General features: G+C 70.3%; 1 pseudogene (only partly in view). It reads right to left on the minus strand.

Features of this window, described 5'->3' with window-relative positions:
- Nucleotides 1–46 precede the first annotated feature (46 nt).
- A pseudogene (locus CCN35_RS13685) lies at nucleotides 47–273 on the minus strand (SigE family RNA polymerase sigma factor) (it continues 431 nt past the right edge of the window).

The raw sequence follows: 273 nt of genomic DNA on the forward strand, positions 1-273 counted from the left end.
CCTCGGTTCCCCGGGTTCCCCCGATTCCCCCTGTCCTTCGGCCGGTTCAGGCGACGAGCTCGCCGAAGGACTCCTCCTCGTCACGGCCGAAGCTGAGGACCTCGTCCTCACGCAGCCGGCGGAGCGACCGCCAGATGCTGGACTTCACCGTGCCGACGCTGATGCCGAGGATCTCCGCGATCTCCGGGTCCGTGCGGCCCTCGTAGTAGCGCAGGACCAGCATGGTGCGCTGGAGTTCGGGCAGCCGGGCCAGCGCCTGCCACAGCACGGCGC

Origin of the sequence: Streptomyces thermovulgaris (assembly GCF_002155915.1) — a bacterium.
GTDB lineage: Bacteria > Actinomycetota > Actinomycetes > Streptomycetales > Streptomycetaceae > Streptomyces > Streptomyces thermovulgaris.